At 74.1% G+C, this 24,070-nt stretch carries 21 protein-coding genes and 3 pseudogenes; 11 read left to right on the forward strand and 13 right to left on the reverse strand.

Annotated elements, in window-relative coordinates; all coding sequences use genetic code 11:
• Positions 1–40: 40 nt before the first annotated feature.
• Positions 41–1,042: pseudogene (locus tag ACZ44S_RS18430) on the forward strand (O-antigen ligase family protein); the annotation flags it as partial.
• A gap of 247 nt (positions 1,043–1,289) precedes the next feature.
• Here the strand turns inward: ACZ44S_RS18430 and ACZ44S_RS18435 are convergent.
• Together ACZ44S_RS18435 and ACZ44S_RS18440 are read right to left on the reverse strand one after the other, a co-directional pair.
• Positions 1,290–1,835, reverse strand: coding sequence for a hypothetical protein (locus tag ACZ44S_RS18435; RefSeq protein WP_466930170.1), 546 nt, complete (start codon positions 1,833–1,835; stop codon positions 1,290–1,292).
• A 50-nt stretch (positions 1,836–1,885) separates the two neighbouring features.
• A complete protein-coding gene (locus ACZ44S_RS18440; RefSeq protein WP_466930172.1) occupies positions 1,886–2,683 on the reverse strand; it encodes a glutamate racemase in 798 nt (265 codons plus the stop codon).
• 39 nt (positions 2,684–2,722) lie between these two features.
• On the opposite strand from ACZ44S_RS18440, the gene ACZ44S_RS18445 reads away from it, so the two are divergent.
• Complete coding sequence (locus ACZ44S_RS18445) at positions 2,723–3,916, forward strand: glycosyltransferase (RefSeq protein ID WP_466930174.1); 1,194 nt, start codon at positions 2,723–2,725, stop codon at positions 3,914–3,916.
• A gap of 27 nt (positions 3,917–3,943) precedes the next feature.
• Here ACZ44S_RS18445 and ACZ44S_RS18450 read toward each other — a convergent pair whose 3' ends face one another.
• On the reverse strand, positions 3,944–5,227 hold the full coding sequence (locus ACZ44S_RS18450) for a TerD family protein (protein WP_466930251.1): 1,284 nt from the start codon (positions 5,225–5,227) through the stop codon (positions 3,944–3,946).
• 294 nt (positions 5,228–5,521) lie between these two features.
• On the opposite strand from ACZ44S_RS18450, the gene ACZ44S_RS18455 reads away from it, so the two are divergent.
• The 4 genes from ACZ44S_RS18455 to ACZ44S_RS18470 all read left to right on the forward strand — a co-directional run bounded on the left by ACZ44S_RS18455 (position 5,522) and on the right by ACZ44S_RS18470 (position 10,082).
• Positions 5,522–5,950 carry a DUF6643 family protein gene (locus ACZ44S_RS18455; RefSeq protein ID WP_190163458.1) on the forward strand — a complete coding sequence of 143 codons (429 nt, stop codon included), beginning with the start codon at positions 5,522–5,524 and terminating at the stop codon, positions 5,948–5,950.
• A 41-nt stretch (positions 5,951–5,991) separates the two neighbouring features.
• Positions 5,992–6,816, forward strand: a complete 825-nt coding sequence (locus ACZ44S_RS18460; protein WP_466930178.1) for an MOSC domain-containing protein — start codon at positions 5,992–5,994, stop codon at positions 6,814–6,816.
• Positions 6,817–6,881: 65 nt separating this feature from the next.
• Positions 6,882–7,514, forward strand: coding sequence for an Rv1733c family protein (locus ACZ44S_RS18465; protein ID WP_466930181.1), 633 nt, complete (start codon positions 6,882–6,884; stop codon positions 7,512–7,514).
• A gap of 123 nt (positions 7,515–7,637) precedes the next feature.
• A complete protein-coding gene (locus ACZ44S_RS18470) occupies positions 7,638–10,082 on the forward strand; it encodes a right-handed parallel beta-helix repeat-containing protein (protein WP_466930183.1) in 2,445 nt (814 codons plus the stop codon).
• Between the two features lie 10 nt (positions 10,083–10,092).
• On the opposite strand, the gene ACZ44S_RS18475 is transcribed toward ACZ44S_RS18470, so the two are convergent.
• Positions 10,093–12,441, reverse strand: a complete 2,349-nt coding sequence (locus ACZ44S_RS18475) for a hypothetical protein (protein ID WP_466930185.1) — start codon at positions 12,439–12,441, stop codon at positions 10,093–10,095.
• A 290-nt stretch (positions 12,442–12,731) separates the two neighbouring features.
• Here ACZ44S_RS18475 and ACZ44S_RS18480 point away from each other — a divergent pair, with 290 nt between their 5' ends.
• A complete protein-coding gene (locus tag ACZ44S_RS18480; RefSeq protein WP_466930188.1) occupies positions 12,732–13,571 on the forward strand; it encodes a DeoR/GlpR family DNA-binding transcription regulator in 840 nt (279 codons plus the stop codon).
• A 75-nt stretch (positions 13,572–13,646) separates the two neighbouring features.
• A complete protein-coding gene (locus tag ACZ44S_RS18485) occupies positions 13,647–14,117 on the forward strand; it encodes an SRPBCC family protein (protein ID WP_466930190.1) in 471 nt (156 codons plus the stop codon).
• Here ACZ44S_RS18485 and cds1 read toward each other — a convergent pair.
• The gene (gene cds1, locus ACZ44S_RS18490; protein ID WP_466930192.1) at positions 14,091–15,245 is read right to left on the reverse strand and encodes an L-cysteine desulfhydrase Cds1; all 1,155 of its coding nucleotides are present in this window, start codon (positions 15,243–15,245) and stop codon (positions 14,091–14,093) included. The genes ACZ44S_RS18485 and cds1 overlap by 27 nt on opposite strands.
• Positions 15,246–15,566: 321 nt before the next feature.
• Between cds1 and ACZ44S_RS18495 the strand changes: the two genes are divergently transcribed.
• Positions 15,567–15,890: a hypothetical protein gene (locus ACZ44S_RS18495; RefSeq protein ID WP_466930195.1), complete on the forward strand. Its 324-nt coding sequence runs from the start codon at positions 15,567–15,569 to the stop codon at positions 15,888–15,890.
• A 183-nt stretch (positions 15,891–16,073) separates the two neighbouring features.
• Positions 16,074–16,619 (forward strand): ATP-binding protein, encoded by a 546-nt coding sequence (locus tag ACZ44S_RS18500; RefSeq protein ID WP_466930254.1) that lies wholly within the window; start codon positions 16,074–16,076, stop codon positions 16,617–16,619.
• A gap of 140 nt (positions 16,620–16,759) precedes the next feature.
• Here the strand turns inward: ACZ44S_RS18500 and ACZ44S_RS18505 are convergent.
• From ACZ44S_RS18505 to ACZ44S_RS18530, 6 genes and pseudogenes are all read right to left on the reverse strand, one after another.
• Positions 16,760–17,253: pseudogene (locus ACZ44S_RS18505) on the reverse strand (ATP-binding cassette domain-containing protein); the annotation flags it as partial.
• Positions 17,250–17,537: an SHOCT domain-containing protein gene (locus ACZ44S_RS18510; RefSeq protein ID WP_466930198.1), complete on the reverse strand. Its 288-nt coding sequence runs from the start codon at positions 17,535–17,537 to the stop codon at positions 17,250–17,252. The gene ACZ44S_RS18510 and the pseudogene ACZ44S_RS18505, both read right to left, overlap by 4 nt.
• A gap of 195 nt (positions 17,538–17,732) precedes the next feature.
• The gene (locus ACZ44S_RS18515) at positions 17,733–18,152 is read right to left on the reverse strand and encodes a PPOX class F420-dependent oxidoreductase (protein ID WP_466930200.1); all 420 of its coding nucleotides are present in this window, start codon (positions 18,150–18,152) and stop codon (positions 17,733–17,735) included.
• A 40-nt stretch (positions 18,153–18,192) separates the two neighbouring features.
• A pseudogene (locus tag ACZ44S_RS18520) lies at positions 18,193–19,098 on the reverse strand (NAD(P)-dependent oxidoreductase); the annotation flags it as partial.
• Positions 19,099–19,119: 21 nt separating this feature from the next.
• Positions 19,120–20,358 carry an ROK family protein gene (locus ACZ44S_RS18525; RefSeq protein ID WP_466930202.1) on the reverse strand — a complete coding sequence of 413 codons (1,239 nt, stop codon included), beginning with the start codon at positions 20,356–20,358 and terminating at the stop codon, positions 19,120–19,122.
• 36 nt (positions 20,359–20,394) lie between these two features.
• Positions 20,395–21,045 carry an alpha-ketoglutarate-dependent dioxygenase AlkB family protein gene (locus ACZ44S_RS18530; protein WP_466930257.1) on the reverse strand — a complete coding sequence of 217 codons (651 nt, stop codon included), beginning with the start codon at positions 21,043–21,045 and terminating at the stop codon, positions 20,395–20,397.
• A gap of 75 nt (positions 21,046–21,120) precedes the next feature.
• Here ACZ44S_RS18530 and ACZ44S_RS18535 point away from each other — a divergent pair, with 75 nt between their 5' ends.
• Positions 21,121–22,254 (forward strand): methyltransferase, encoded by a 1,134-nt coding sequence (locus tag ACZ44S_RS18535; RefSeq protein ID WP_466930260.1) that lies wholly within the window; start codon positions 21,121–21,123, stop codon positions 22,252–22,254.
• Positions 22,255–22,271: 17 nt separating this feature from the next.
• On the opposite strand, the gene ACZ44S_RS18540 is transcribed toward ACZ44S_RS18535, so the two are convergent.
• Together ACZ44S_RS18540 and ACZ44S_RS18545 are read right to left on the reverse strand one after the other, a co-directional pair.
• Positions 22,272–23,126 (reverse strand): class II fructose-bisphosphate aldolase, encoded by an 855-nt coding sequence (locus tag ACZ44S_RS18540; protein ID WP_466930205.1) that lies wholly within the window; start codon positions 23,124–23,126, stop codon positions 22,272–22,274.
• Positions 23,127–23,146: 20 nt separating this feature from the next.
• The gene (locus tag ACZ44S_RS18545) at positions 23,147–24,028 is read right to left on the reverse strand and encodes an SIS domain-containing protein (RefSeq protein ID WP_466930207.1); all 882 of its coding nucleotides are present in this window, start codon (positions 24,026–24,028) and stop codon (positions 23,147–23,149) included.
• Positions 24,029–24,070: the final 42 nt, after the last annotated feature.

Genomic DNA, 24,070 nt, shown 5'->3' on the forward strand with positions numbered 1-24,070 from the left:
GGGGCGACGCGGTGCGGGGTGCGGGGTGGGTTCCACAGGGATGGCTTCCGCCGGTCCGGATGCGGACGGCGAGAGACGGACGGGTCCGGACGCGACGGCTGTCGTGGTGCTGGGTGCCTGTGCGGCCTGGCCTCTGATCACGGCGGCGGCCCAGGGCGGCCGACCGGAGGGCATGCTGCTCGCGGTGCTCGCCGTGGCCGCGGGCTATGCGGCGGGCCGGATCGGCGGGGCGCTGTTGCCGGTGGCCGCGCCCTGCGCCGCCGCGCTGGCCGGCATCGGCCTGACGGTGGCGGTCCCGCATCTGACACCGGGCCCGCAGATCGCGGCGCCGCTGGGACACGTGGGTGCGACGACCGCCATGGTGACCTTGTCGGCGGGCGCCGCGTGCTGTGCGGCCTGGGCGGCCGCCGCGCCCGCTGCACGGTTCGCCCTGCGCCTGCTGGCCGTGGGCGTCGTGGTGACCGCGGCCGTGCTGGGTTCGGCCGCCGGATGCGTCGCGGGCTCGGTGGTGCTGCTGTGTTCCCTCGCCGTGGGCCGCGTGCGGAGGCGCGTTCCCGTACTCGCCGCACTGGGTACGGCCGCCGCCGGGGTCGCGGGGCTCGCCTGGGCGGTGGCCTGGAACGCCGTGCCGGAAGGGCTCGCCGCATCGTTGGAGGGCCGGCTGACCGCGCACCGCGTGGGGCTGTGGCGGGACGCGCTCGCCATGGTCCGGGAGCATGCGGCGCTGGGCGTGGGGCCGGGGCGCTTCGGGGAGCTCAGCGCGACGTCGGTGCAATCGCCGGTGTCCGACGGCAAGCCCCACTCCGCGCCGCTCCAGCTGGCGGCCGAGCAGGGTGTCGTCGGGGCGATACTGCTCGCTCTGGCCTTCGGCTGGCTGCTGTACGCCCTGTGGCGCAGCCCGCGTGCCACGCCGGTGGTCCTGACCGCGGGCACGGCTCTGACGGGCCTCGCCGCGATCGCCTCGGTGGGCAACGCCCTGAGCTTCACCGCGGTGTCCGTCGGCGGCGGACTACTGGCGGGCCTGGCGACATCCCGCCCCTACCCCGACCACCCGACCCGCGGCACACTCCCCCCACACCCGGCCGAAGACCGCCCCCCTCGTGACCCGCGTCGTCGCGCGGAAGCACGTCGGCCCTGCCTTCTCGCCCTCCCGCCGAACCGGCCCCGGCCACGGCCGACCGCCCCGGCGTCGGTGAGTCCGCAGAAGCCGCATCCGCGCGGTGATCGGTCCGGACGGCGGCTCGCCCTGCGAGGCTCGCGCGCACCACGGCGACCGCGTGGCCTGCGGGTCAGTGTTTCGTGCCCGGTTTGTGGGGGCGGAGGCGGTCGCGGATGACGGTGACCGCCGCTTCCGCGTCGTCCACGGTGACCGTGAAGGTGTGGCCGTCCCAGAGGCGCAGGACGACGCCCTCGCCGCGTCGCACGACGACCGCCGTGCCCTTTTCGGGCCGCCAGCGGTAGCCCCAGCCGCCCCAGTGACGCGGCGTGACATGCGGGGCGAAATCCGCGCCGGCGACGTGCGACAAGGGGATACGACGGCGCGGCACGCCGATGTGGCCGCAGCGCACCTCGAGATGGTCCTCGTCGACCCGCAGCGCGACATGGACGAAGGCGAGCGTGCCGAACAGGACGAGCAGGCCCGCGGCGATGCAGCCGACGACGGCCATGGCCAGCGGCGCGACGCCGGTCGTCCACGCGGAGTCGACGGCCAGGGCGATGCCGAGCGCCAGGCACGCGGCACCGATCAGCGCCAGCAGCCACTGGAAGCGATTGGTGGCGCGGCCGGTCCAGACCCCGGTGTGAGGGCGGTGCTCGCCCTGGCGGTGGTCCTTCATGGCTTTGAGGTTACTCAGGTTTCGCCCGGCCGGTACCGCGTGGCGCAGCGTTACTGGGCCGTCCGGGCGGGAGCGAGCGTCTGGAGGAGCCTGCCCTCGGCGTAGGTGAGGGCGGGCTCGGGAAGCGCGCCGCCCTCGCGTCCGCTCAGCAGTACCGTCAGCGTGCCGCTCGCCGGTGCCCCGGGGGCAGCCTGCGCACCGAGGCGGCGCAGGGCCTGGGCGGCCACCGCCCCGGCGGACCCGTGCAGCGCGAGCGGCGGGTGGCCGGGGCGCTGCACGGCGGCCCGGATGCGCTCGGCGACCAGTTCGTAGTGGGTGCAGCCCAGCACGACGGTCGTCACGTCGTCCGGGGTGAGTGCGGCGGCCGCCGCGACCGCGGCGTTGATCGCCGTCTCGTCCGCTCGCTCCACGGCCTCCGCGAGCCCCCAGCACGGCACCTCGGTGACCTTCACGCCGTCGGCGAAGTTCTCGATCAGGTCGCGCTGGTAGGGGCTGCCGGTCGTGGCAGGCGTGGCCCAGATCGCGAGCGGTCCGCCGCCGGCCGCGGCCGGTTTGATCGCCGGGACGGTGCCGATGACCGGCAGGGCGGGCTCGAGTCGGGCGCGCAGGGCGGTGAGGGCATGCACCGTGGCCGTGTTGCAGCCGACGATCAGCGCGTCGGGACGGTGCGCGGCCGCCGCCCCGGCGACGGCGAGGGCGCGCCCGGTGAGGTCCTCCGGGGTCCTCGGTCCCCAGGGCATGCCGTCGGGGTCGAGGGAGAGCACCAGATCGGCGTCGGGGCGGAGACGCCGTACCGCGGCGGAGGCCGCCAGCAGTCCGATTCCGGAGTCCATGAGCGCGATCTTCACCCGGTCACGATAGTCGATGGGCCGCCACGGGGCCGTGCCGTGGGGCACACTGCGCACGTGAGCGCCATTGTGTGGAGTGCCGCCGGATCACTCGCCGCCTGGCTGTGGCTGCTGCTCTGCCAGGGATGGTTCTGGCGTACGGATGTCCGGCTCCCGCCGCTGCGGGACCCGGAGGAGTGGCCGGACGTGTGCGTCGTCGTCCCCGCGCGTGACGAGGCCGCGGTGCTGCCCGCGAGCCTGCCGTCGGTGCTCGCCCAGGACTATCCGGGCCGGGCCGAGGTCTTCCTCGTCGACGACGGCAGCATGGACGGCACCGGAGCGCTCGCGCGGGAACTCGCGCGGCGGCACGGCGGCCTGCCGCTCACAGTGGGTTCCCCGGGGGAGCCGCCCGCCGGCTGGACCGGGAAGCTGTGGGCGGTGCGGCACGGCATCACCCTCGCGCGTGCGCGCGACCCGGAGTACCTGCTGCTGACGGACGCCGACATCGCGCACGCCCCGGACAGCCTGCGCCGGCTGGTGGCGGCCGCCGGTGCGGGCGGGTTCGACATGGTGTCGCAGATGGCCCGGCTGCGGGTGCGGAGCCGCTGGGAGCGGCTGGTCGTACCGGCGTTCGTCTACTTCTTCGCGCAGCTGTACCCGTTCCGCAGGATCGGCCGCGCGGGGACCCGGACGGCCGCCGCGGCCGGCGGCTGTGTGCTGCTGCGTACCGAGGCCGCCGCGCGGGCGCGGATCCCGGACGCCGTCCGGCACGCCGTCATCGACGACGTGGCGCTCGCCCGCGCGGTGAAGGGCAGCGGCGGACGGATCTGGCTGGGGCTCGCGGACGGGGTGGACAGCGTGCGTCCGTATCCGCGGCTGCACGACCTGTGGCGCATGGTGTCGCGCAGCGCCTACGCGCAACTGCGGCACAGCCCGGTGCTGCTGGCCGGTACGGTCGCCGGCCTGACGCTGGTGTACCTGGTGCCGCCGGTGGCGGTGCTGGCGGGCGCGGCGACGGGCAGCGCGGTCGCCGCGGTGCCCGGTGCGGCGGCCTGGCTCGTGATGGCGGGGACGTACATTCCCATGCTGCGGTACTACCGGCAGCCGCTGTGGCAGGCACCCCTGCTGCCGTTCACCGCGTCGCTGTATCTCCTCATGACGGTGGACTCGGCGGTGCAGCACCACCGGGGACGCGGTGCGGCCTGGAAGGGCCGCACCTACGCCCGGCCGGAGGCCGTTGCGGACGAGGGCTGACGAGAGCTGACGAGGGCTGACGAGCCCTCACTTCCGGCCCGGCGTCCAGTTCATGCCCCATCCGTAGGCGTAGTCCACGGTGCGCTGCGGACTCACTCCCCGCTCCGGGACCAGGTAGCGGGCCTCGCGCTGGACGACGAGTTCGCCGCCGCCGGTGTTGGTGATCAGGGCGAGCGCGCAGACCGTCGAGGGGACGGTGCACTCGTCGAGGGAGAAGTCGATGGCCGCGCCGTGCTGCGGCTGGAGGGTGACCGTGGCGTGCAGGTCGGCGAAGGAGCGGGCGCCCTCGTAGATGGTGACGAAGACGAGGATGCGCCGGAAGAGGTGCTTGTGGTCGAGACTGACGGTGAGGTTCTCACCGCTCGCCACGGCGCCGGTGCGGTCGTCGCCGTCCAGGTGGATGAACGGCGGCTGGTGCAGGGCCCCGAAGGCGTTGCCGAGCGCCTGGACGACGCCCTTCCTGCCATCGGTGAGTTCGTACAGGGCGCACAGGTCCAGGTCGAGGTCGGAGTGCATGGCGACCGGGCGGCCCAGTTTTCCGGCCCATCCCGAGAACTGTTTGCGCACCTGCCAGTTGAGGTTCACGTGCAGGGCTCCCGATGTGCCGCCCTGCTTGGTGAGGGAGACCGAGGGGGCCGACTTGGTGAGCGTCACCTTCGTCAGCCGGACGGACGCGGGGGGTGCGGCCGGCGGGGGCGGGGCGGCCGGCGGGGCCGCCGGGGACGGGGGCGCGGTCACCGGGGCCGCGACGGGCGGCGCCGCGGCGGCCGGGGGCGGCGGGGCCGCGTGCTGGGGTTCGTCCACGGTGATGCCGTAATCGGTGGCGAGGCCCTCGAGGCCGCTGCTGTAGCCCTGGCCGACGGCACGGAACTTCCAGGCGCCCTGGCGCCGGTAGAACTCGCCCAGTACGAACGCCGTCTCCGTGGTCGCGCCGTCGCTGTCGAAGCGCGCCGCCACGGTGCCGTCGGCGGAGTCCTTGACCTCGATGGACAGATCCGGCACCTGTCCGAAGGAGCCCCCGTCGCAGGAGGCGGCCAGGATCACGGTCTCGATGCCGGGCTCCACGCGCGTGAGGTCGACGAGCAGGGTGTCGGTGATCCGGCCGCCCGCGTCCCGCTTGCCCTCGTGCCGGACGGCGCCGGAGGAGTGGGCGGGCTGGTTGTAGAAGACGAAGTCGCTGTCGGAGCGGACCTTGCCGCCGGCCAGCAGGAGGGCCGAGGCGTCCGCGTCGGGCACACCGGGGCCGGAGCGCCAGCCCACGTCCACCCGCAGTGCCGTCGTCGGCACCGGTGTGTTCGATCCTTTCGGCATTGACATGTCCGCCCCCATCACGGGTCGCCCGCGCCGGCCAGGTCCCGGCATCCGTCGGTCTTCGTCCGCACAACCTATTCCCCCGCGCCGGGAACGCCCACGGGACGGGCACGGGAACCGGGGGCCAACCGCCGGTAACCGCCCCGGAACTCGGCCTTTACACGAAACACACTCAGCGGATTGCCCGTTTTCCCCAAGTTCGCTCATATTAGGGAGCCCCGGTCACGGGGGGCGCAGAAAACAACCCTCTTATCGGTCTCCCCAAAAGCACATCGTGGGCTTAACTTATGTGCCATGACCTCCCCCCGCTCCACTTATGGCGGCGGCTACTACTCCGCCTCCTTCCCGGACACTCCGATCTACGACTCGCTCGTGGCCGAGCGGGGCACCCCGCAGATCGCCCCGATCCGGGTCCCCGCCGCGTACGAGGCGCCGGTCAGTCATCTGCCCGCGCTTCCCTCGGCGTTGCCCGCCCTTCCGGCGGCTCCGTCCCAGCCCGCCTACGGCTACCCGCAGGCGCAGCAGCCCGCCCCGCTCCAGCAGGCGCACACCGCGTACATTCCGCAGCAGGCCACCGCGCCGCGCGGCTACCCCGGCCCCCAGCCGCAGCCGCCGCGTCCGGTTCCGCCCGCCGGCTACGAGGCGATGCGTCCCGCGGCTCCGCGGCCGGCCCCCGCGCCGTACCAGGACCCGTACAACAACCAGCAGTACCGCGGGTACTGAGCCTGCCCGGGGCCGTCGGTGCCGGATGGCACGATGGCCCCATGGGGAACGCGCGTCTGCACTCGATCCACATCCATCCGGTCAAGGCCTTCCGGTGCCTGCCGCTCCGGGAGGTCGTCGTGGAGCCCTGGGGACCGGCCGGGGACCGGCGCTGGATGCTGGTCGACGACGGGGGAAAGGTCGTCACCCAACGGCGTCATCCGCGCCTGGCCCTGGCCGCCGCCGAGCTGCTGCCCGGCGGCGGTGTCCGACTGTCCGCGCCCGGAAGGGAGCCGGTGACGGCCGGCGTGCCGACGCCCGGCCGGACGGTTCCGGTGGATCTCTTCGGCACCAAGGTGGAGGCGGTCCCGGCCGAGGACGACGCCGTGCACGCCTGGTGCAGTGCCCACCTCGGCGTCGCGGTACGCCTGATGCACCTGGACGACCCGGCCACGCGACGGCCGGTGAATCCCCGGTTCGCGCGGCCCGGCGAGACGGTGTCCTTCGCCGACGGCTATCCGCTGCTGCTGACCACGACCGCCTCCCTCGACGGCCTCAACTCCCTGATCGCCGGGGGACGTCACGCGGCCGAGGGTCCGCTGCCGATGAACCGCTTCCGGCCGAATGTGGTGGTGGAGGGCACCGAACCCTGGGAGGAGGAGAAGTGGACGCGCGTCACCATCGGTGAGGTCGCCTTCCGCGTCGCCAAACCCAGCGCCCGCTGCGTGGTGACCACCACCGACCAGGAGACGGGCCGGCGCGGGAAGGAGCCCCTGCGCTCGCTGGCCGCCCGTCGGCGCCCCGGCGGCCAACTCCTCTTCGGACAGAATCTGGTGCCCCTCTCCCCCGGCACCATCAGGGTCGGCGACCCCGTCGAGGCCGGATAGCCGATCCCGCCGCGGGAACGGGAACCGCGCCCCGGGTTCGCCCGTTGGCCTTTCATGAGAGCTCCATGAGAGACCGGCGAGGGGGTGCGGCGGTGCGGGCGATCAGCGGACTATGGCGCTGGCGGCACAACCCGCTGTGCCGGCGCACCGACCTGGCCGAGGCGTGGACGGCGCTCGCGGCGCTGCTGCTCGTGGCCCTCGCCGCCCCGCTGATCGGCTGCCTCGTGGGGGGCGCCGCGCAGGACGCCCTGCAGCAGTCCGTCCGCGCACAGCACAAGGCCCGGCACCTGGTGACGGCCACGGTGGTGCGCCCGCTCGCTCCGTCCCCGCCGGACGCCGACCCGGAGTCGGCCGGGGGCGGGGAGCCGCACAGCCGCGTCGTGGCGCACTGGACCGCACAGGACGGCACCGCGCGGAACGGAACCGTGACGGCCCGCCTCGACGACCCGCGCCCGGGCGACCGCTTCAGGATATGGACCGACGCCCGGGGACGGACCGTCGCCCGCCCTCTGGACACCGCGACCGCCACGACGCACGCCGTGCTCGCCGGCATCGGCGCCGCCCTGGTGGCCGCGGGCCTGGTGGAGGGTTGCAGACGGCTGATCGTGCGGGAGATGGTCCGTCGCCGCCACGCCCGCCTGGGCAGGGCGTGGGAGAGGGCGGGACCGGACTGGGGCAGGACCGGAGCCGACAGCTGACGGCGTTCCCGCTCTGGTCAACCCGGTGCCCGTGCGCACGCTACGGTGGTCCGGCCGAACCGATCGGCAGGACACGGGCGGGAACAAGCGATCAGTACGACGAGGTGGGGGCACAGCTACGCCATGGCACAGGGCACGGTTCAGGTGACGCACACCGGTACATCGAGGTGGCGCCGCCGCACGGGTGAGTACGCATCGCTCGCCGCCGCCCTGGAGGCCGCGGCCGAAGGCGACGTGCTCACCGTCGCCCCCGGCACCTACCGGGAGAACCTCGTCGTCCAGCGGGCGGTGACCCTGCGCGGCCCGGAGGGCTCACCCGGCTCGGTGCGGATCGCGCCCGTGGACGGCGTCCCGCTGACCGTGCGCGCCTCGGCGGTGGTGCAGGACCTGCATGTCGAGGGCCAGGACGCCACCGCCCCCGCCGTGCTGGTCGAGGAGGGCACGCCGGAGCTGCGCGACGTCCGGGTGGTCACCCGGTCAGCTGCGGGCATCGAGGTGCGCGGCGGTGCCCGGCCCACGGTGCGCCGGTGCACGGTCGACAACCCGGCGGGCGTCGGCATCGCCGTACTGGACGGCGGGGGCGGGGTGTTCGAGGAGTGCGAGGTGGTCGCCGCCGGCCAGGCGGGCGTCGCGGTGCGCGGCGCCGCCCACCCCCGGTTCGAACGCTGCCGGGTGCACCACGCCGCCGGCTCGGGCCTGACCGCGACCGGGGAGAACTCCGCCCTGGAGGCGGTGGGTTGCGAGGTCTACGAGGTGCGGGGCAGCGGTGTCCAGGTGACCGGCCGTGCCACCGCGCATCTGACCGACTGCGATGTGCACCGTACGACGGGGGACGGCGTCACGCTCGACACGGACGCGGTGCTGACACTGGCCGACTGCCGGATCCACGACATCCCGGAGAACGCGGTCGACCTGCGGTCCCGCTCGGTGCTCACCCTGACCCGCACCAGCGTGCGGCGCTTCGGCCGCAACGGGCTGTCGGTGTGGGACCCGGGCACGCGCGTCGACGCCAACCAGTGCGAGATCTTCGACAGCACGGGCGACTACCCGGCGGTGTGGGTGAGCGACGGCGCCACCGCCGTACTCGACTCCTGCCGGGTGCACGACGTGCCGGACGCGCTGTTCGTCCTCGACCGCGGCTCGCGCGCGGACGTCGTCGACAGTGATCTGTCGCAGGTGCGCAACACGGCCGTGTCGGTCAGCGACGGCGCCACCGCGCAGCTCGACGACTGCCGGATCCGCGAGGCGGCGACCGGCGCCTGGTTCCGCGACCACGGCAGCGGCGGCACCCTCGGCAACTGCACCCTGGACGGCACGCAGACCGGCGTGATCGTCACCAAGGGCGCCGATCCGACCGTCGAGCGCTGCACGATCGACTCCCCCGCCGAGGCCGGCGTCTACGTGTCGGCCGGTGGCCGCGGCACCTTCGTGAACTGCCGGGTCACGGGCAGCGGCGGATACGGCTTCCATGTGATCGACGGCAGCCGCACGACGCTGCGGAAGTGCCGTACGGAGCGCTGCGCGCGCGGCGGTTACGAGTTCGCCGAGGGCGCGGACCCCGCGTCCGGTTCGGGCGGTCCCGTCGTCGAGGACTGCACGAGCGACGAGAGCGGGAGCCTGCGGGCGCCCGCGGCACCGCAGCCGGCCGTGCAGACGACGAGCCACTCCACCGGGCTGCTGGGCACGGTGCCCGCCGCCCGGACGACCGAGTCGGCACCGCCCGAGCCGACACCCGCCACCGGGCCGGAGCGGGAGACCCGCACCTCCAAGGCCGTGCTCGGGGAGCTCGACGCGCTGGTGGGCCTGGAGAGCGTCAAGCGGGAGGTGCGCGCCCTCACCGACATGATCGAGGTGGGCCGGCGCCGGCAGCAGGCGGGGCTGAAGGCGGCGTCGGTCAAGCGGCACCTGGTGTTCACCGGCTCCCCCGGCACCGGCAAGACCACCGTGGCCCGTCTGTACGGCGAGATCCTCGCCTCGCTCGGGGTGCTGGAGCAGGGGCATCTGGTCGAGGTCTCCCGGGTCGATCTGGTCGGCGAGCACATCGGCTCCACGGCGATCCGCACCCAGGAGGCGTTCGAGAAGGCGCGCGGCGGCGTGCTGTTCATCGACGAGGCGTACGCGCTCTCCCCGGAGGACGCCGGGCGCGACTTCGGCAAGGAGGCCATCGACACGCTGGTGAAGCTGATGGAGGACCAGCGGGACGCGGTGGTGGTGATCGTGGCCGGCTACACGGCCGAGATGGAGCGGTTCCTGTCGGTCAACCCGGGCGTCGCGTCCCGCTTCTCGCGGACGATCACCTTCGGCGACTACGGCCCCGACGAGCTGCTGCGGATCGTGCAGCAGCAGGCCGAGGAGCACGAGTACCGGCTGGCGCGGGGCGCCGGTGAGGCCCTGCTGGCCTACTTCACCGCTATCCCCAAGGGGCCCGCGTTCGGCAACGGGCGCACCGCGCGGCAGACCTTCGAGGCGATGGTCGAACGGCATGCGAGCCGCGTCGCCCAGCTCGAGGAGCCGACCACCGACGACCTGACCCTGCTCTTCGCCGAGGACCTGCCCGCTCTCCCCTGAGCGCGGTCGCTCACCGCGAGGGACCGCCGGGCTCCCCGGTGTTCCGGGGGGCCGGTACCTCGGGCCGCAGCCGGGCGAGCAGCCGGCGCCGCTCCTCGGCGAAGGCCGGGTCGGCCTGGTAGTCGGAGTGTCCGAGGATCGGCGCGGGCAGCGGATGGGCCTCGGTGCGGCCGTAGGCCAGGGGGTCCCGGAGCGCGGGGCGGTCCACGTCGGGTCCCAGGTCGCCGGGCAGTCGCATCGGACCGCCGATGGGGTCGGTGCGCCGGTGGAGGTTGCGCCAGCAGTCGACCTCCTGGTGCAGGAAGCCCAGGGCGTCCGGCCCGAAGTGGGCGGGGAACCAGCGGCCGTAGAGCCGCTCCAGTGGGGAGCCGTAGGTCAGCAGCGCGACGCGCCTGCGGGTGGAGGGCGTGAGCTGCCAGGCGGCCGCGGCGGCGAGGACGCTGCCCTGGGAGTGGCCCGAGATGACCAGCCTGCCGCCGGTGGACCGGGTCCAGGTGGCGATCCGCCAGGTCAGATCGGGCACGGCGCGCTCGGCGTAGCACGGCGGCGCGAAGGGGTGCGCGGCGCGCGGCCAGAAGGTGCCGACGTCCCACAGGATGCCGATGGTGCGCCGGGCGGAGGCGTCCTTGTAGGCGCGGCGGCCCCAGGTGACGAAGAGTATGAAGCCGAGCCCGATCAGCCAGGATCCCAGCGCCTGCGCGGTCTCGGCAGCGCCGTGGACGACGGCGTACGAGCCCTGTGCCGCCTCTCCGGGCGTCTTGTCGGTGACGAGGGCGCCGGCCAGGGCGCCGGCTCCCAGCAGCAGGGTGGCGGCGGAGGTGACGGCGAGGATGCGCGGTCCGCGGTCGGTGAGGGCGGCCATGGCGCGCACGGAGGCGATCCGGCGGGTGCGGCCGGGATCACCCGTCTCGCCGGGGTACTCGCGTTCCACGGCGGCGCATTCCGCGCGGGCGAGCCGCCAGGCGCGCCGGGCGAGCCAGCCGCAGAGCACCAGCAGCAGGACGATCAGCGGCGGGATCACGGACGCCTGCCAGGTGAGCAGCACCGGCGGGCCGGGCATCGACGTCCCGGTGCCGTCCAGCCAGTCGGACACCCGCTGCGAGACACCGCCGGACATCACCCCGCCGAGCGCGCAGGCGAGCATGGCGACGGCCGGTCCGGCCAGGCCCCGCATCGCGGCGCGCCGGTCGGGGAGGGTGCGGTGCAGGGTGTGGGCGACCCCGGCCAGGACGATCACCAGCAGGCCCTGGGCCAGGGCGAGGGCGCCGAAGGTGGCGTCACCCGGCAGCCGGCCCGCGGACTCCCACCCGGGGCGCTCCCACCCGGCGTACACCACGGTGAGCGCGAGCACGAGGAGGCCGGTGAGGGGCAGCCACCGCACCAGGCGCCGGTCGAGGCCGCTGTCCAGCCGGCGTTCGCTGCGGCCCCGGCGGCAGACCACCCACACCACGACGCCGGCCCCGACGGCCAGGACCGCCTCCAGCAGCACGCCGAGGAGGTCCAGGACGGCCGGGCCGCCCGGCTCGCGGTCGTACCGGGCGGCCGCGGAGCCGACGGCGGCGGCGACGGTGAGCAGTCCGGCGGCGGTGTGCGCGGCGCGCAGCCGGGCGACCAGGCGCCGGCCGTACCAGAAGCCGGGCCGGCTCAGCGCGGTGGGGCCGCCGTCCTCCTCGGGCTCGGGGTCGTGAGTCATGGGCTGCTGGGACTCGTACGCGCTCCATGTGCGCAGGGACAGGAACCACAGCAGTCCGGTGAGGGCGGTGGGCACCAGCGCGGCGAGGGCGAGCCGGCGGCCCGGCGGGCTCCACCAGCCGCCGTCGGAGATCTCGGGCGAGAGGAAGCCCAGCCAGGAGTGCCCCTCGGCGCATGCGAGGGTGCCCGCGCACTGCCATGCCGCCAGGTCGAGGGCGACCTCGCAGGCGGCCGCCACGAGCAGCACCGTCAGGCTCAGTCCGGCCAGCCGCACCAGCAGCCCGTACAGCCGGACGGTGCGCCTGCGGCCCCGGGCCGTGGGGCGCATCCAGTGGGCGAGGTTGACCACCATGAAGGGGAGCAGCAGCAGCCACAGCGCGCGGGTGCCGTTGCCGGAGGTGAGGTTGCACCAGACGTAGGCCTCGGGGACGGGTCCCTCGCGACGGCCGGCGGGCCGGCGTTCCGCGTCGGCGTCGTCGGCGCGGCGGAACACGGCGGCGATGTCGTCACCGGTGATCCGGACCGTACGCGGATCGTCGAGCATCTTCTCGGGGGTGGTGCCGCCCACCCCGTGGACCAGGAGTTCCAGTGCGGTTCCGGGTTCCCCGGGCCGGGTGCCCGGGTCGTCGGGCCGCTCGGCCGGTCTGTGTCCCTGCGCGCTCTCCACCGATCAGCACTTCCCCCGTGACGCCCCGTCGGTTCCGTCCGTACGGTCGAAGGATCTCCCGCGCCGGAACGGCTCGCACCTCTCGTCACCCAATCTCCCCGAATCGGTGCGACGGGCAGGCACTCTTTGCGCATTAGTGACATGTGCGTGGCGAGCCACCGGTGGCGCCGTCCGGGACGCGGCATGCGAGGATGGGACGTCCGCGCACCGGTGCCGGGAGGGGATCCGCTCGTCGCGGCGGGTGCGCGAGGCGTGTCGGACGGCTGTGCGGCGAAAGGACCGGAGCGTACGTGAGCGAGAATCAGAACCTGCTCGCGGAGCAGCGACGCGCCCTGATCCTCGACGAGGTCCGGCGCCGGGGCGGCGTCCGGGTCAACGAGCTGACCCGCAAGCTGGGCGTGTCGGACATGACGGTCCGCCGCGATCTCGACGCGCTGGCCCGGCAGGGCGTGCTGGAGAAGGTGCACGGCGGAGCGGTGCCGGTGGTCGAGGCGAGCACGCACGAACCCGGGTTCGAAGCCAAGTCCGGCCTGGAGCTGAGCGCCAAGGAGGACATCGCGCGGGCGGCGGCCGAGCTGGTCTCCCCGGGTGCGGCGATCGCGCTGTCCGGTGGTACGACGACGTTCGCGCTGGCGCACCGGCTGGTCGACGTCTCCGACCTCACGGTGGTCACCAACTCGGTACGGGTGGCCGACGTCTTCCACGCGGCGCAGCGCACCGCCGGACCCCGGCAGGGCGCGGCCACGGTCGTCCTGACGGGGGGTGTGCGCACGCCGTCCGACTCGCTGGTGGGACCGGTGGCCGACCAGGCGATCGCGGCGCTCCACTTCGATCTGCTGTTCCTCGGGGTGCACGGGATATCGGTCGAGGCGGGCCTGTCGACGCCGAACCTGGCGGAGGCCGAGACCAACCGGCGGCTGGTGCAGTCGGCCCGTCGCGTGGTGGTGGTCGCCGACCACACCAAGTGGGGGACGGTGGGGCTGAGTTCGTTCGCCTCCCTGGACCAGGTCGACACCCTCGTCACGGACTCCGGGCTGCCCGCGGAGGCACGTGCGGAGGTCTCCGAGCGTCTGCGGCACCTGGTCGTGGCGGGCGAGCCGGAGGCCGCCGCGGAGGCCGCCGAGGTGTGAGCCACCGCCGGCGCAACCCGTCCCGAACGCCGCCCGCCCGTCCGGAAGTCGGCATCCGTCAAGGGGGATACGTCCATGGCCCACCGTCTGCGCCCCGTGGGGCACGAGTTCGCCGGGGCCGCGCCCGTGCGTCTGGTCTTCGGCCGGGACATCTCCGCCGCGCCGGAGGCGGCTTTCCGCGCGCTGGCCGAGGACGTGACCGGCTGGCCCCAGTGGTTCGGATCGGTCACGCTGGCCCGCCCCCTCGACGGGGGCGCGGGGCGGGAGATCCGCCTGAGGGGCGGAGCCCGGTTCCGCGAGACCGTCCTGGTGGCGAAGACGCCCGAGGTGTACGCCTATCGCGTCGACGTGACCAATGTGCCCGGTGTCCGTGCCATGGTCGAGGAGTGGCGGCTCGCGCCGGCCGGGGCGGGGACGCATGTGCGGTGGACGATGGCGGCCGACGGCACCACGCCGTTCCGGCTGGCGCTCAGGGCCGCCCGGCCGGGGCTGGGGCGGGCCTTCCGCTCCGCGGTGACCTCACTGGACGGCCGGCTCGCGGGATAGGTCCCCGCCGGGCCAGACGCCGGTCCGCAGCAGGGACTCGATCGCATCCGTGTAGGGCGCGACGTCCAGGCCCTGCGCGGCCAGCCAGGCGTCCGAGTAGTACTTGTCCAGGTACCGGTCCCCCGGGTCGCACAGCAGCGTCACGACGCTCCCGTGCCGTCCCTGCGCGACCATCTCCGCGACGAGCTTCAGGGCGCTCCACAGCCCGGTGCCGGTGGAGCCGCCCGCCTTGCGGCCGATGACCCCCTCCAGGGCCCGCACGGCGGCGACACTGGCCGCGTCGGGCACCTTCATCATCCGGTCGATCGCGCCGGGCACGAAGCTCGGCTCCATCCGGGGGCGTCCGATGCCCTCGATGCGGGAGGCGCTGTCACAGGCGACGTCCGGATCACCGGTGGTCCAGCCCTGGAAGAAGCACGAGTTCTCCGGGTCGGCGACACAGATGCGGGTGTCGTACTGCATGTAGTGGACGTAGCGTGCCAGGGTCGCCGAGGTGCCGCCGGTGCCGGCCGTGGCGACGATCCACGCCGGTTCCGGGAACCGTTCCGACCGCAGCTGGCGGAAGATCGATTCGGCGATGTTGTTGTTGCCCCGCCAGTCCGTGGCCCGTTCGGCGTAGGTGAACTGGTCCATGTAGTGGCCGCCGGTCTCCGCCGCGAGGGCGGCGGAGGCCTCGTACATCGTGCGGGGGTCGTCCACGAAGTGGCACCGGCCGCCGTGGAACTCGATCAGGCGGCACTTCTCGGCGCTCGTCGTGCGCGGCATGACCGCGATGAAGGGCACGCCGATCAGCTTCGCGAAGTACGCCTCGGACACGGCCGTCGAGCCGCTGGACGCCTCGATCACCGGGCGGCCCGGGCGGATCCAGCCATTGCACAGCCCGTACAGGAAGAGCGAACGCGCCAGCCGGTGCTTGAGGCTGCCGGTCGGGTGGGTGGACTCGTCCTTCAGATAGAGGTCGATGCCCCACCGCTCGGGCAGCGGGAAGAGCAGCAGATGGGTGTCGGCCGAGCGGTTGGCGTCGGCCTGGACCCTGCGGACGGCCTCTTTCAGCCAGCCTCGATAGGCCGGGTCGCTGTGGTCGACGTCGAGGGTGGCGCCGGTCAGGGTTTGCTGGGGAGTGCTCACGACAGGGCTCCTTACGCTGAGCGCCGACGGCGTCCCGCGCGGCCGGTACACCGATCATAAGCACCATCCGCACCACCCCTCACCTGCATAAACAGTCCTTTGGGAGGCCCAAAGGCACCCCTGGGGGCGGGGGGCGCGGGGGCGCAGGGGCGCATTGGCGCGAGTGCTCCACGCGCCCCGGGGAAGGGGGGCGCGTGTACTGGTGCTCGGCGGCGGGTGCGGGCAGACTGCACCGGCGGGAGCAAGGGCACACTGGATCTGGCAGGAGCCGGCCCGCGGAGCACGGTCCGGCACACCGACGCACACGAGGGGGCGGGTGGCATGGCGGAGCCGGAGTTCACGGCCACGGGCGTGCGGATCGGCAAACGGCTGCGGTCACTCACCCGGGCCGGCCAGGTCCGGATCAGCGAGGGTCGGCTGGAGTTGCTCACCAGCTACGGCAGCGAGATAGACAGCGCACCGGTGCAGGCGGTGCGCGCGACCAGGCCGTGGTTCGTGCCCGAGGACCGGGCGTTGGCGGACCTCAACGGCAACCGGTACCTGCTCACCCTCGGCGACCACGATCCCGCTCCGGGGGAATCCGGGCCGCCGGCCGCCCGCCGTTTCATCGAAGCCGTCCGCCGGGCTGCGGGGCGCGGCGCCTGAGATGTCCGCGAGTTGCGCCACCTTGTCCGCTGCGTCACGCTGGTCTCACGTCACTCTGGGTCTACCGGCGATAACGCTGCGAACCAGCCCGCCGGCCACGACAGCAGGCGGCCGCGTCACGCAGGCGACCTGCTGGATCCGAACTCCGTGTTCTTCCGGACCTCACGTCGGGGAGTCGCAGCCGTGATCAGTCACCCAAGCAGGCACTGCACGGTGGAGCTCCAAGCCCTGCCGTCGCGGATCGGCCAGGTCCGCAGAATCGTATCTGCGCAGTTGCGCTACTGGCATATGGATTCGCTGATAGACCGGGCCTCGCTCGGTGTGACAGAGCTGTTGTCCAACGTCCACCGGCATGCACAGCCCGACAAGACGTGCACCGTCGAGATGGAGCTGCTGATCGACCGGCTCAAGGTCTCGGTGTACGACCATGATCCGCGCCTTCCTGTCGTGGCGGACGCCGGGCCGCTCGCCACGTGTGGGCGGGGGCTGGCGATGGTGGCCGCGATGAGCGAGAGCTGGGGTGCGGTGCCGGACGGGGAGTCCGGCAAGGTCGTGTGGTTCACGCTGCCCGCACCGGGCGAGACGGCGCCGGCGGCGTGGGGGCGGCGGCCGCGGCTCACGGCCGTCGAGCCGGCCGATCCCCGGTTCACGGAGGTCGCACTCGTCGAGCACGGGTTGGGCAGCCGCGAACCCGAACGCGCGCCGGCGCGGTCGACCGTGCCGGGCTGAGCAACTCGGTTGCCCGTGCGGGGTGTCGGGCCGGGCCGGGGGTGGGTTGCGCCCCCGGCACCGGCGAGTTGCTCCGCGTCGGTGCCGGCCGGGAGGCTGCCCGGCAGCCCGGCGCTCGCGGGGTGCCGTCGCGCCCACCGGGCGAACGCCCGGGCCACCGCCACCCGTTGCTGCCGGCCGCCGGACAGCTCCGCGGGCGGGTACCGCAGCCGGCCGCGCAGGCCGACCACGTCGACGCGTGCGTCGACCCACTCCCGGTCTCCCCCGCCGCCCGCGAGGTCGAGCGGCAGGGTGATGCTCTCCGCGACGGTGAGCGTCGGCACCAGGTTGTGGGCCTGGAACACGGAACCCACCCGGTCGCGGCGCAGCAGGGTGAGGCGGCGGTCGTCGAGACAGCCCAGCTCGGTGTCACCGATCCAGGCGGCGCCGGAGGTGAGAGTGTCCAGTCCGGCCGCCCAGTGCATCAGGGTGGACGTGCCGCACCCCGAGGGCCCCATGATCGCGGTGAGACGGCCGGCCGGGAAGGTCACGCTCACCCGTCCAGGGCCCGTACGGCGGTGTCGCCGGTGCCGTACACCGTGACGGCGTCGACCACCCGGGCGGTGGTCCGGGTGCCGGTGGTCGTGGCGGTCATCGCGCACCGCCCTTGCCGGGCCGGCCGAACTGCTCGTCCAGGACGGACAGACGGCGCCAGTACTCCTCCTCGTCGATCTCACCGGAGGCGAAGCGGTGGCCGAGCACCGCGATGGGAGAGGTGTCCTCCACCGTCGGCCGGCCCGGGCCGGGGCCGCGGCGTCCGCGCCCCGCCGTGCGGCGCAGCAGCGCGATGCCGCCGCCGATGGCCAGGGCCCAGAACACGGGGAAGAACAGGATCCACGGGCCGGGCCCGCCGTCTGAGAAGTGCGCCAGGGTCTGCATGATCGTTCAGCTCCTCGGGGGCGATCTCTCGTCGTTCCTTGTGCGACATCTCGAGAGTCGTCCCGCGAGGGGGGCGCGGTCGTCGTACGGCCGGCGGCACCGTGCGTACCTCCCGGGGAGTACGCGGGCGGCGGGCCGCTGCTCCCGGCCCGCCGGAGCCACGGCCCGTCTGCGTGCTCCGGGGGCACCGTGGGGTCAGCCGGACTGGGCGCTGTCCTTCATCGCACCCCAGCCGTGCCAGCGTTCGACCTCGACCCACCCGCTGACCCTGGCCCGCTCGCGGTCCGGGTACGGCCTGCCCTCGTAGTGCCGGGACAGCCGGTCGATGTCCGCCAGGTCCTTGTCGTCGTACAGTTCCGCGATCCGCCCGATCAGGGTGACATGGGTGTACCAGTCGTCACCGGCCAGCACCGTGAGGGTCACCCGGGGATCGCGGCGGACGTGCTTGAGGCGCACTCGCCCCTCGTCGAAGTTGACCAGTGCGCGGCCGTCCTCCCAGAGATACCAGGTGGGCGTGGACACGGGCGCGCCGTCGGAGCGCAGCGTGGCCATGACGCAGGGGTTGGGCCTGCGCAGCAGGGCGTCGGCCTCGGGCGGGAGTGGGGGCTTGGACACCAGGGGCTCCTCGGTGTGCTGGACGGTGGGGTCGGCGTGCTCAGGCGGCGGGCCCGTCGTCGAAACTGGCGTAGTAGGCCGCGGCCATGTCCTCCTGGCCGTGGCCTTTGCCGGCGGCCCGCTCCAGTCGTTCGGCGCTCGCGGCGGCGACGTCCAGGCGGACGCCGTGCTGCCGGCCGGCCTGCACGATCAGTCTGGCGTCCTTGGCCGCGGTCGTCACGGCGAACTGGGCCGGGGTGAGCCGCCCCTCGAGGATCAGTGCGGCCTTGGCGCGCAGATAGCCCATGTCGAGCGGGCCGCCGGCGATGAGGTCGAAGAAGCCGTCCGGCGCGACGTCCAGGGCCTCGGCCAGGGCGAGGGTCTCTCCGACGGCGGCGGTGGCAGCGACGACCCAGCTGTTGGCGACCAGTTTCAGGCGGGTCGCGCCGGCCGCCGCTCCGTCCTCGCCGGTCCACACCGTGCGGGCGCCCACGGCGTCGAAGACGGGGGTCACCCTGTCCCGGCCCTCGACGGGGCCGGCGGCGAGCACGGTCAGCCGGCCGGCCTCGGCGGGCTCGCGGGTGCCCAGGACCGGGGCGTCGTAGAAGAGCAGACCCTGCTCACGGGCGAAAGCGGCCAGTTCGGCGACGCCCTCGATGCCCGCGGTGGTGGACTGCGCCCAGACGGTTCCGGGGCGCAGGGCGGGGGCGGCCAGGCCCATCGTCTCCAGGGTGGCCGCTCCGTCGTACAGCATGGTCAGCACGACGTCGGCGGACTCGACCGCCTCGGCGGGAGTGCCGGCGATGTGGGCGCCTTCGGCGGCGAGCGGTTCGGCCTTGGCTCGCGTGCGGTTCCAGGCCCGGACGGTGTGACCGGCGCGGGCGAGGTTGCGGGCCATCGCCGCGCCCATGATGCCGGTGCCCAGGACGCTGACGGTGAGCTGGTCGGTCATGAAGTCGGCTTTCTGTGCGTCGGAGGGTTGGCGTTGTTACGTCAGTGCCCCCAGAGGATCGTCCAGTACCGGCTGCCAGGCGAGTTCCGCCGCGCCGACCAGGCTGTTGTGGTCGAGGGTGCAGGGGAGGATGGGCACGCCGCCGCTGCGGCCCCACAGGCTGCGGTCGGCGACGACGGCGCGGAGCCGGTCCGGGTCCGCCTCCAGCAGGGTGCGGTGCAGTCCGCCGAGGATGATCCGGTCGGGGTTGAGGATGTTGACCAGCCCGGCCAGGCCCAGTCCCAGCCGGTCGATGAGGGACTCGGTGGCGGTGCGCACGTCCGGGTCGTCGTACTGCCCGCGGATCAGGTCGTCGGCCTGCCTGAGCAGGGACATCTCGGGGCCCGGTGCCCGCCCTGCCGCGGTCAGGAGCGCCAGCGGGTCCGCCTCGACGTCGAGACAGCCGCGGCTGCCGCAGTGACAGGGCCGGCCCTCGGGGTTGACGGCGAGATGGCCGACCTCCAGCGCGAGTCCCGAACTGCCGGAGTGCAGACGGCCGTCGAGGACCAGCGCCCCGCCCACACCGCGGTGGCCGGTGGCCACGCACAGCAGGTCGCGGGAGCCGCGCCCGGCGCCGTGACGGTGTTCGGCGAGGGCGGCGAGGTTGACGTCGTTGGCCGCGAAGGCGGGCCCGTCCAGCCCCGCCGCGCGCACCTGTTCGGCGAAGATCTCCCGCACCGGGGCGCCCGCGGGCCAGGCCAGGTGCAGAGGGTTGAGGGCGAGCCCTTCGGGTTCGGCCACCGCCGAGGGCACGGCGAGCCCGGCGCCCACGCACCGCCGCCCGGTCCCGCGCAGCAGGTCGGCGCCCGTCGCGACGACGGAACCGAGGACCTTCGCCGGGTCGGCGTCGACGACCTCGCAGCCCGGCGCGGTGGCGACGATGCGGCCGCCGAGCCCGACGAGGGCGGCCCGGAAACCGTCGGCGTGCACCTGCGCGGCGAGCGCCACGGGTCCGTCCTCGGCGACGGAGAGCCGGTGCGAGGGGCGCCCCTGCGAACCGGCCGCCGCACCGGGCCGGGCGTCGACCCTGATCAGCCCGAGCGCCTCCAGTTCGGCGGCGACCGCCCCGGCCGTCGCGCGGGTCACGCCCAGCTCGGCGGTGAGCACCGCGCGGGTCGGTGCGCGTCCGGTGTGCACGAGCTCCAGCGCGGGTCCGAGCGCGCCGCGCCCCCGGTCCAGCCGCGTCCTCGAGGTGGTCCCTTCCCCCGCCGGCCGGGGGTCCGCCTTCCCGCTCATGAAGGCGAGTCTCCCATGATCCGCAGTCGCCGCGGACTACAGGCCGCTCACCCGCAGCGTGATGTTCAGCCGCCCGGACAGCCCCAACTCCGGGGGTCCGGTGCCCGCGTGCACCCGGGGAACTCCGTGGTACGCGAGCCGGGAGGGCCCGCCGAAGACGAACAGGTCGCCGCTGCGCAGCTCCACATCCGTCCAGGGGCGGGTCCGGGTCGCGGGGTTGCCGAAGCGGAAGACGCAGGTGTCACCGAGGCTCAGCGACACCACGGGCGCCTCCGACCGCTCGTCGCTGTCGCGGTGCATGCCCATACGGGCGTCGGCGTCGTAGAAGTTGACCAGGGCGATGTCGTACGCGGCGTCCCGCGCGGTCTCCGCGCCCAGCGCGTCGGTCACCGCGCGGCGGCCCAGTTCGCCGAGCCGCGCGGGGAAGGGCTTCACCGGCGCCCCGTCACCGTCGACGACGGTGCGGGCATAGCCGTACGGATACCAGTGCCACCCCAGGCACACCTGCCGGGCGGTCATGGTGCCGCCTCCTGGAGTGCGCACGGTGCGCAGCCCGGCGGGCGGCCGGGCCCACTGCCTGCACGACTCCAGCAGCTCCCGCTGCTCCCGCGCGCCGAGCCAGTCCGGCAGGTGCACCGCACCCGGCGCGATCTCGGTCCGTGCCCTGGGGAACAGCTCGGCGTCCATGGCTCCCATCCTCCCTCCTCCCCGACGGGTGTCGCGCCGGTGCTCGGATAGCCTGGTCGGACGATGAACGACCGTATGACGACGCCGTGGGGCGACCGGGTGCTGGCCCGGTTCCCCGATGATCCGCGGGACAGGCTGCGCGCCTGGGACGCGTCCGACGCGTACCTCCTCAGACATCTCGCCGACCGGCGGATCCCGCTGTCCGGCACGGTCGTGGTCGTCGGCGACCGCTGGGGCGCGCTGGTCACCGCGCTGGCGGAGCACCGGCCGACGCAGATCACCGATTCCTGGCTCGGGCAGCAGGCGACCCGTGCCAACCTGGCCCGCAACGCGGCGGAGCCCGGCACGGTGCGGCTGCTCACCACTCAGGATCCCCCGCCGGAGCGGATCGACGTCCTGCTCGTCCGGGTGCCGAAGAGCCTGGCGCTGCTGGAGGACCAGCTGTTGCGGCTGGCACCCGCGGTGCACGAGGGCACGGTCGTCGTGGGCACCGGCATGGTGAAGGAGATCCACACCTCGACGCTGAACCTCTTCGAGCAGATCCTCGGCCCCACCAGGACCTCGCTCGCCGAGAAGAAGGCGCGGCTGATCCACTGCACACCTGATCCCGCAGCGGACCGCCCCGCCAACCCCTGGCCGTACCGCTACACGCTCCCCGACGGCATCGGACCGGTCTCGGGCCGGACCGTCGTCAACCACGCCGGGGTCTTCTGCGCGGACCGCCTCGACGTCGGCACCCGCTTCTTCCTGCAGCATCTGCCCACCGGCCGGAACGGCGGCCGGGTGGTGGACCTGGGCTGCGGAAACGGCGTCGTCGGCACGGCGATGGCGCTGGCCGATCCGCGGGCCGAGGTGCTGTTCGTGGACGAGTCCTTCCAGGCGGTGGCGTCGGCGCAGGCCACGTACACGGCGAACGAGGTCCCCGGGCACGCCGAGTTCCGGGTCGGCGACGGCCTGGCGGGCGTGCCGGCGGGCAGCGTCGACCTGGTGCTCAACAATCCGCCCTTCCACTCCCACCAGGCCACCACCGACGCCACCGCCTGGCGCATGTTCACGGGAGCCCGCCGCGCACTGCGCCCGGGCGGCGAGCTGTGGGTGATCGGCAACCGGCACCTGGGGTACCACGTGAAGCTGCGGCGGCTGTTCGGCAACAGCGACGTGGTGGCGAGCGACCCGAAGTTCGTGGTGCTGAGGGCCGTCAAGCGCTGACGCCCGGGACGGGGCGCTCAGGGCGTGGTGAGTGCCTCGATGACCGCCGCCACCGTCCGGGTCATCGCCTCCCGTCCGACCGTGAGGTAGCCGCGGGAGTCGACCACCTCGGGGTGGGCGGTGAGGAACTCCCTGATCGCGCCGGTCATGGCGATGTTCAGGGCCGTTCCGACGTTGACCTTGGCGATGCCGCCCGTGACCGCCGCGGCCAGTTCGTCGTCGGGGAGGCCGGAGGAGCCGTGCAGGACGAGGGGGACGTCCAGGGCGGCGGACAGCCGTTTGAGGAGGGCGTGGTCGAGGGTGGCGGTGCGGGTGGTCATGGCGTGGGTGGTGCCGATGGCGACGGCCAGCGCGTCCACGCCGGAGTCGGCCACGAAGGCGCGGGCCTGCTCGGGGTCGGTGCGGGCGCCGGGGGCGTGGGCGTCCAGCGCGGGCCGGCCGGACTTGCCGCCGATCTCGCCCAGTTCGGCCTCGACCCACAGCCCTTGGGCATGAGCCCAGTCCGCGGCCGCCCGGGTCGCGGCGAGGTTGTCGGCGTAGGGCAGCCGCGACGCGTCGTACATCACGGAGCCGAAGCCGGCGTCCGCGGCCTGGCGCAGCAGGGCGTCGCTCCGGACGTGGTCGAGGTGCAGCGCGACGGGGACGGCGGCGCGCTCGGCGGCGGCGACCGCGGCCCGGGCGAGCGGCAGCAGCCGGCCCTGGCGGAACGTGACGGCGTTCTCGCTGACCTGGAGGACGACGGGGGCGTCCATCGACTCGGCACCGGCGATGACGGCCTCGACGTGTTCGAGGGTGATGATGTTGAACGCGGCGACCGCTGAGCGGTTCGCGGTCGCGCGGCCGACGAGTTCGCCGGTGGTGGAGAGGGGCACGGTCGTTCCTTTCCGACGGGTCAGGGGGCGAGGACGACCGAGCGGGTGAGGTGGCGGGGCCGGTCCGGGTCCAGGCCTCGGACCGCCGCGACGGCGACCGCGAGCCGCTGGGCGCGGACGAGTTCGGCGAGCGGATCGAGGGTGCCCTCGATCCACAGCCCGCCGGTGCCACCGACCTGCGCCGCCAGCCCTTCCGGTGCGTCGCCGAACATCCAGGTCGCGGTGCCGGAGGTGGTGATGCTGATGGGGCCGTGCCGGTACTCCATCGCCGGGTAGGCCTCCGTCCAGGCGAGTGCGGCCTCGCGCATCTTCAGCGCGGCCTCGTTGGCCAGGCCCACGGTCCAGCCGCGGCCCAGGAAGGTGAACTGGGCGCAGTCCGTGAGCCCTTCGGGCAGCGGCGCGCCGAGGGCCGTCCGCCCGTCCTCGACGACCCGTTCACCGTGCAGGCCCAGGTGGGCGCGGAGCAGGGTGAGGACCGTGGTGGCGAACCGGGTCTGGACGACGGAGCGTTCGTCCGCGTAGTCGAGGACGACCGTCTCGTCGGCGAGCGACTTCACGGGGGTGGCCGGGTCGGCGGTGAGCGCGGTGGTGTGCGTGCGCCCCTTCAACCGGCCGAGCAGGTCGAGGACTTCGGTCGTGGTGCCGGAGCGGGTGAGGGCGACGACACGGTCGTAGGCGCGGTGGTGCGGGAACTCCGAGGCCGCGAACGCGTCGGTCTCGCCCTGTCCCGCGCCCTCGCGCAGGGCCGCGACGGCCTGCGCCATGAAGTACGACGTGCCGCAGCCGACCACCGCGACCCGCTCGCCCCGCGCCGGAAGCACCGGGGCGTGCGCGACGGCCTGCCCGGCTGCGCGCTGCCAGCACTCGGGCTGGCTGTTCAGTTCGTCCTCGACATGTGTCATGCCGCTCCCCTGATGGCTTGGTGATTGTTCCTGCAAGATAGA

It is taken from the genome of Streptomyces malachitofuscus, from assembly GCF_055571035.1.